The organism is Acidithiobacillus sp. HP-11, from assembly GCF_015100075.1.
In the GTDB taxonomy this organism is placed as follows: domain Bacteria; phylum Pseudomonadota; class Gammaproteobacteria; order Acidithiobacillales; family Acidithiobacillaceae; genus Acidithiobacillus; species Acidithiobacillus thiooxidans.
This window is the reverse complement of the sequence record NZ_JACKYY010000077.1, coordinates 1-6395: the sequence shown is the minus strand read 5'-3', so window position 1 is coordinate 6395 and position 6395 is coordinate 1. Positions and strand designations below refer to the sequence as shown.

Annotated in this window: 4 protein-coding genes and 1 pseudogene; all 5 read right to left on the bottom strand. The window is 49.7% G+C overall.

Annotated elements, in window-relative coordinates:
• Nucleotides 1–440: pseudogene (locus tag H7F08_RS14600) on the bottom strand (phosphoribosylamine--glycine ligase); the annotation flags it as partial.
• An 11-nt stretch (nt 441–451) separates the two neighbouring features.
• Nucleotides 452–2017 (bottom strand): bifunctional phosphoribosylaminoimidazolecarboxamide formyltransferase/IMP cyclohydrolase, encoded by a 1566-nt coding sequence (gene purH, locus H7F08_RS14595; RefSeq protein WP_193640940.1) that lies wholly within the window; start codon nt 2015–2017, stop codon nt 452–454.
• A gap of 359 nt (nt 2018–2376) precedes the next feature.
• Entirely contained in the window at nt 2377–3855 is a 1479-nt protein-coding gene (gene wbaP, locus H7F08_RS14590; RefSeq protein WP_226842697.1) for an undecaprenyl-phosphate galactose phosphotransferase WbaP, read from the bottom strand.
• A 118-nt stretch (nt 3856–3973) separates the two neighbouring features.
• Entirely contained in the window at nt 3974–5143 is a 1170-nt protein-coding gene (locus H7F08_RS14585) for a glycosyltransferase family 4 protein (RefSeq protein WP_193640939.1), read from the bottom strand.
• Complete coding sequence (locus tag H7F08_RS14580; RefSeq protein ID WP_227487903.1) at nt 5140–6255, bottom strand: glycosyltransferase family 4 protein; 1116 nt, start codon at nt 6253–6255, stop codon at nt 5140–5142. Before H7F08_RS14580 ends, H7F08_RS14585 begins: the two co-directional genes overlap by 4 nt.
• Nucleotides 6256–6395 lie beyond the last annotated feature (140 nt).

Genomic DNA, 6395 nt, shown 5'->3' with positions numbered 1-6395 from the left:
CGTGGGCTCGGAGATGTGTATAAGAGACAGAGGTATTCCAGAGCATGGGCAGTGTCCGTAAAACGCTCAAAACGGGCGGTCGGCAACCCGTGGCGCATCATGAAAGCCTTGGCATGGGCCTTGCTACCCTCCAGCATGGCACCTGCCTGATCCGGACCAAAAACCGGAATTCCGGCGCGGCGCAGGGCATCACCCACCCCCGCCACCAGAGGCGCTTCCGGTCCAATCACCACCAGTTGAATATCCAGAACATGGGCCTCAGCCACTACCGCCTGAGGATTGTTGGGGTTCAGCTGCAGGTTGCACAGCTTCTCTTCACCAGCCGTACCGGGGTTACCGGGCGCGCAATAGACGGTCTCGACCTGTTCTGATTGGGCCAGCTTCCAGGCGATGGCATGTTCACGACCGCCGCCTCCCAAAACCAAAACCTTCGCACCCATAAATATCCCTCTTAACCGTGGCGGAAGTGACGTACGCCGGTAAACACCATGGCCATCCCATGCTCATTGGCGCTGGCGATGACTTCTTCATCGCGAATGGAGCCGCCGGGCTGAATAATGGCTTTCACTCCGGCAGCGGCCGCCGCATCAACCCCGTCCCGAAACGGGAAAAAGGCATCGGAAGCCAGTGCCGCGCCGTGCAAATCAAAGCCCAGATCAAGTGCCTTGGCGGCCCCGCAGCGGGCCGCATCCACGCGACTCATCTGCCCTGCGCCAATGCCCACGGTCTGCCCTTCACGACCATAGACAATGGCGTTGGACCGCACATATTTACCGACCCGCCAGACAAAGGCGAGGTCACGCTGCTCCTGCAGGCTGGGCGCGCGCGTGCTGACCACCTGCCAGTCGTCTTCCATTTCCATGGCCTGATCAAATTCCTGCACCAGCAGGCCACCACGCACCCGCTTGTATTCCCAGCCCGGACGCTGCCAGGCGTGACCGTCTTCAAAAGCCAGCGCCCGCAGGTTTTTCTTTTTGGCCAGAATCAGGCGGGCATCGGGCAAAATGGCCGGAGCCAGTACCATTTCAACAAACTGACTACTGATCAGTTCAGCAGTTTGGGCATCCAGCGGTGCATTAAAGGCAATGATGCTGCCAAAGGCCGAAACCGGGTCGCCCGCCCAGGCGCGCTGAAAGGCACTGAGCAAATCCTGACCCAAAGCTACCCCACAGGGGTTCCCATGCTTGACCACGCAGCAGGTCGGTTCCGAGAATTCCATGACCAGAGCGACGGCCGCATCCCCATCGCCAATGTTATTGTAGGAAAGCGCCTTGCCCTGCAACTGATGGGCATCTGCCAGCCCCCCGCCACTGCCATCGCGGTAAAAAGCCGCCGCCTGATGGGGGTTTTCGCCATAACGTAATTCCTGCACCTTCTCGAACTGCAGGGAAAGGGTCTGGGGAAACTGACTTTGCTGGCCTTCCACATTGCGGCTTGACAAATAATTGGCAATAGCTCCGTCGTACTGGGCGGTATGAGCAAAAACCTTGGTCGCCAGATGAAAACGGGTAGCCGCCCCCACGCCACCGTGGCTTTGTTCCATTTCCTGCAAGACGCGGGAATAGTCATCAGGATCAACGAGAACTGTCACTCCTTCCCAGTTTTTGGCCCCGGCCCGGAGCATGGTCGGCCCACCAATATCAATATTTTCGATGGCATCTTCCAGCGTGCAGTCGGGGCGCGCCACGGTTTCGGCAAACGGGTATAAATTAACGCAAAGCAAATCAATGGGAAGGATATCCTGCTCCGCTATTTGCCGATCGTGGTCAGCATTACCGCGACGGGCCAGCAGGCCACCATGAATTTTGGGGTGCAGGGTTTTCAGGCGGCCCTCCAGCATTTCCGGAAAGCCGGTATAATCGCCCACTTCCTGAACGGCAATACCGTCGGCCATCAACACCTTGGCGGTTCCACCCGTAGAAAGAATTTCCACCCCAAAGTCGCGCAGTCGCCGTGCAAACTCCACCACCCCGCGCTTGTCAGAAACGCTGATGAGCGCCCGTGTTATTTCACCCATAAAGCCATGCCACCTTTGCCAGCCTAAAATTAAAAAAGGTACGATCAGGAGACCTGTCGTACCCAAACCTCCTGATGGAGGGAGCGTTCTTACTCGCATAACGCAAACCGCGTCAACGGAATGTGCCTATTGTAGAAGAGCCGCGCGGGGGATGCAAGCTGCTGCAAGCTGCCGGACAGATGCGACTCACCGGCAGCGGAACATTTTTTGTCGCAGATGCTGAGATTTTGGTCGTCGTCCATCTTAGATGGATGGCTAATCTTGCTGCATAGCGTTGAATCTGTTCGGGCGTGAGCACGGGCATGGCCGAATGGTGTCAGGATCTTAGACCAGACACCATTGCTGGTAGCGTCTTATGGCTAGTAGGCCCCGCTTTTCGAAAGCACCACCTTGATGGTGCGCAACAAAATGACGATGTCATACCATAGAGACCAGTTTTTTACATACCAGGCATCCAGATCTGCACGGTCTGCAAAGGTGGTTTCCGAACGTCCACTCACTTGCCAGAGACCCGTTATACCTGGCTTTACCTGGGCGTAGAGATTGATACCGTCACCATATCGGTTGATTTCGCGTGCCAGCAGGGGGCGCGGCCCAACCAGACTCATCTGACCCAGTAACACATTGAATAATTGAGGTAGTTCGTCCAGACTGGTGGCTCTTAGCAGACGCCCGGTTCGAGTCACTCGCGGGTCGTTTCTCAACTTGAAATTTCTGGAGTATTCAGCAGCTATATCTGGATTGGTTTCCAAATATTCACTTAATTTTGCTTCGGCATCATGAACCATGCTCCGGAACTTGAAACAACGAAAAGTTTTTCCGTTATGACCGACCCGCTCTTGTGCAAAAAATATTTTTCCACCATCTTCAGATTTTATTTTCCAGGATAAATAAGCAAGGACAGGGGAGACCGCAATGATGATCAAAGACGCGGCAAGCAGGTCAAATATACGTTTCAGAATACGTGGACCGGGTCGGGCGAGGTTGTCGCGTACCCGCAGCATAAAAACTTCCTGACTGAAAAAATGCATGACTTCCAGACCGAAAAGCGGTAAACCCCGCAAAGGCGGTGCAATGGTCAAACGGGGATAACCAAAACCCAAGGTGCGCACCAAGTGTTCTTGTGCCTCCCATTGCTCCATGTCCAAAGCTAACACAACATGCGGGTTGCCCAAATCCGCTAATTGGCCGATTGGATCATGACTCAGAGGCTCCATCCCGACCTGCGGATAATTCTGCCTCCCGGTCGACAGGCAGGCATTTTCAGGAATCAGGATTTTTTTGATGGAGTAGCCCAGTAAGGGTTCGCTGGTCAGGGCGCGAATGGCTTCGAGAGCATTTTTTCCGCAACCAATAATGACAACGGGCTTCGCCCAGGCCCCAAGACGAGCCAGCATCCAGCGCGTGGAATGTCGGGCGACGGGTAAAAACAAAAAAACAAGACCCCATGTGGAAAATAACCACAGTCTTGAAAGAGGCCATTTTCCAATGAACGCGATAGCTGAATTCAGAGCAATAAACAGAATAAGAACAGCTAACACATCTCCTGCTTCATCCCAAAAAGCTTTTCTTTGGCTATAGTGCCCCTTGATGGCAAAGCTGATAATGACGGAGACGGTTAATATCAAAAAAAGCAATGTGTTAATTTGAGCCAGGCTCCCCCACCAATGCTGAAGAACCCACAACGGATTAATATCATAGTAGAGTGCGTGAGAAAGCCGGGCAAAGTAAAAAGCGGCAAGAAAGGCTAAAATATCTCCCAGCGCCATAATAAAAGGCGTCCAGCTAGACCATTGGAAAGTAGAGTGTGTGCGCATACTGGTTCTTATGGTGGCCATTGATCATTCTCCGAGCTTCGGCATGGACAATTCCCGATGGGCAAGCCGCAGAGAAAACCTGAGAACCAGCATATCCTGTGACGACTATCGAGAGCAATGATGATATCTTCTGCGGAAACTAGACAGATTCTCCACAAAGGGTCGTTTTTTGCTGGTTAAAACAAACAGTGATGATGTCATCCAGACGTTTGTGCATATTGTCAAGGGAAAACCGGTTGAGAGCTGTTACCCTGCCACGTTGCGCCATCAGCAAAGCCTGTTCTGGTTCATTAATGATCTCTGAAAGAACAGATTGCAGAGCCTGAGAATCGCCGGGGGTATAGAGCATTCCCGTGACGCCATTTTCTATGATTTCATTGGGCCCCCCGGATTTGCTGGCAACTACCGGCCTTCCGGAAAGCATACCTTCAACGATTACGCGACCAAAAGGCTCAGGTGCAATAGACGTGTGTGCGATTATATCGCAAGTCTTCATAAGTTCAGGGATATCACTCCGAAAGCCGAGCAGCTTTACTCTGTTTTCCAGGCCAAGAGTTTTGATTTCCTGTTCCAGATGTTGAGCGTAAGCATCCTCTCCGAACATGGGGCTGCCAACAATCAAGCCTTGTACTGCCGGCATCATAGCAAGCGTCCTCAAGAATACATCCTGCCCTTTCCAGGGGGATAGTCTGCCAAAAACACCAACCAGAGGCCGACTATCAAAGCCTAAGGCCTCACGCTGGTTTTCCTGAGAATTAGGAGTTTCGACAAATGGTTTCGTATTAAAAGCATTATAAATTAAATGAGTATTATCGTTACGACCAGTCAAAACCTGGAGAGCTTCTTTTGTTGACTTCGAGTTGACCAAAATTTGCGTAGACTTCTTTGCAGTATATCGAGCGGCCAGCAATTGAGCCTTGCCAAAATGCTCGGAATTCAAAATATCATGCAAGTACCAGACGACAGGTTTGGACGCCAATTGTCCAGCAAGAACAGAGACAAGACCAGCCTTTTGTGAGTTAGCAAAGATAAAATCGAAATTTTTTGCTTCCTGAGCTACGCTTCTGGCTAGACGAACCAATGAAGTGATGCTTGCCATGGGAATACGAGAACCTCTACGAATATTATTAAGGGCGCCATTTGGAATAATTATTTCAACTTTAACCTGACGTTTTACGAGTTCAACGCAGAGTGGGCCGTCTTCAAATAAAATAACTTTGCTGCCGTCTTTATATGGTGTAACAATATCTAAAAGGGCTAATTCACCACCACTAAGTTTTGCAGTTTGATCAACGAATAAAATATTCATGATATTGCCTCCCGATAAATTGCAGAAATCTTCGGAGTAACTGCTTTCCAATCGTAACGATTTGCATAGACTTGGCAAGACTCAGGTGAAGGGATTTTTGTTGTCCCGGATAAAATACTAATAATTGAATCAGATATTGCTTTGCTCCCGATATCTCTGGTTATCCATTCAGGATTGAAAGGTTTTATGATTTCTGGCAACCCCCCTACTGGGGTAACCAGTACAGGTGTGCCAGTTGCCATGGATTCTACCGTTATGAGACCAAATCCCTCTAAAGAAGTGCTGGGAACAACAGTGAAGTCTGCAGCACGATAAGCCATTGAAAGATTATCATCTGGTACGAAGCCGAGAAAGCGAATATTGTTTTTCAAGCCCATCTCATCAGCACTCTTCGCAAGCTCATTGGCCATATTGCCTTTGCCTGCAAGCATCAGGAGTACATCAGGAAACTTTTTACGGACGTCTTTTAATGCTATTAGAAGATTTTCCAGCCCCATCCGTCTGGAAAGACGACGGACAACGAAGAGGGTAGGTCTATCAGTGGGCCATCCCAGTTTTTTCCGAGCTTCTACCTTACCAATGGATATATTGAATTTTTCAGTGTCAATAGCACCGGGTACGACAGAAATTTTATCAACCGGAATTCGATAATCTTTTATCAAAATCTCCTTGAATGCTTCTGAAAGAACAATTAATTGGTTTGCTTTGCGGTAAACTGTTTTTTCAATATAATATTTTATAGCAGATCTGTTGTTTCCATTTTCCACTGCTGTTTCTTGAGCCCATGGCCCATGGAAGTGGACCACCAGAGCCTGTCGGGAAAGTAAATCAGCGGCAGGAAAACCATATAAGGCAAAATGAACACAAACAAGATCTGGATTAAACTCGTTGATTAATTTTTTTGTTGCAATGCGAGCATTGTACAATCTTTGCAAAAGTGGTAAATTTTTTTGTGAAAAAGCGCTGACCCGATTGTTGGTGTTTTTTTCTACTGCATTTGTTCCAATTACGAGACCACGACTTTGAATGTTTTGGTTTATTAGATGCTGGATCAAATCAAAATAATATCTTTCGAGTCCCCCAGAATGTTCAGGGAACCATGATGAACCCAGTTGTAGTGTTCGTATAGGTTCCTCGCTGTTTTAAGTGGGTAGCTTGAGATCCAGCTTACCCAGTACGAGGTAAGCCATGTTAATAAAATTCTTGTGGGTGCGATAGCCCCGTGCCCTGGATTTGGCGGACTGGAGCAGAC

What these genes read in the sequence shown, in the direction of transcription:
- wbaP (WP_226842697.1), bottom strand. Translation starts at nt 3,855, where the DNA reads ATGGCCACCATAAGAACCAGTATGCGCACACACTCTACTTTCCAATGG.
- purH (WP_193640940.1), bottom strand. Translation starts at nt 2,017, where the DNA reads ATGGGTGAAATAACACGGGCGCTCATCAGCGTTTCTGACAAGCGCGGG.
- H7F08_RS14585 (WP_193640939.1), bottom strand. Translation starts at nt 5,143, where the DNA reads ATGAATATTTTATTCGTTGATCAAACTGCAAAACTTAGTGGTGGTGAA.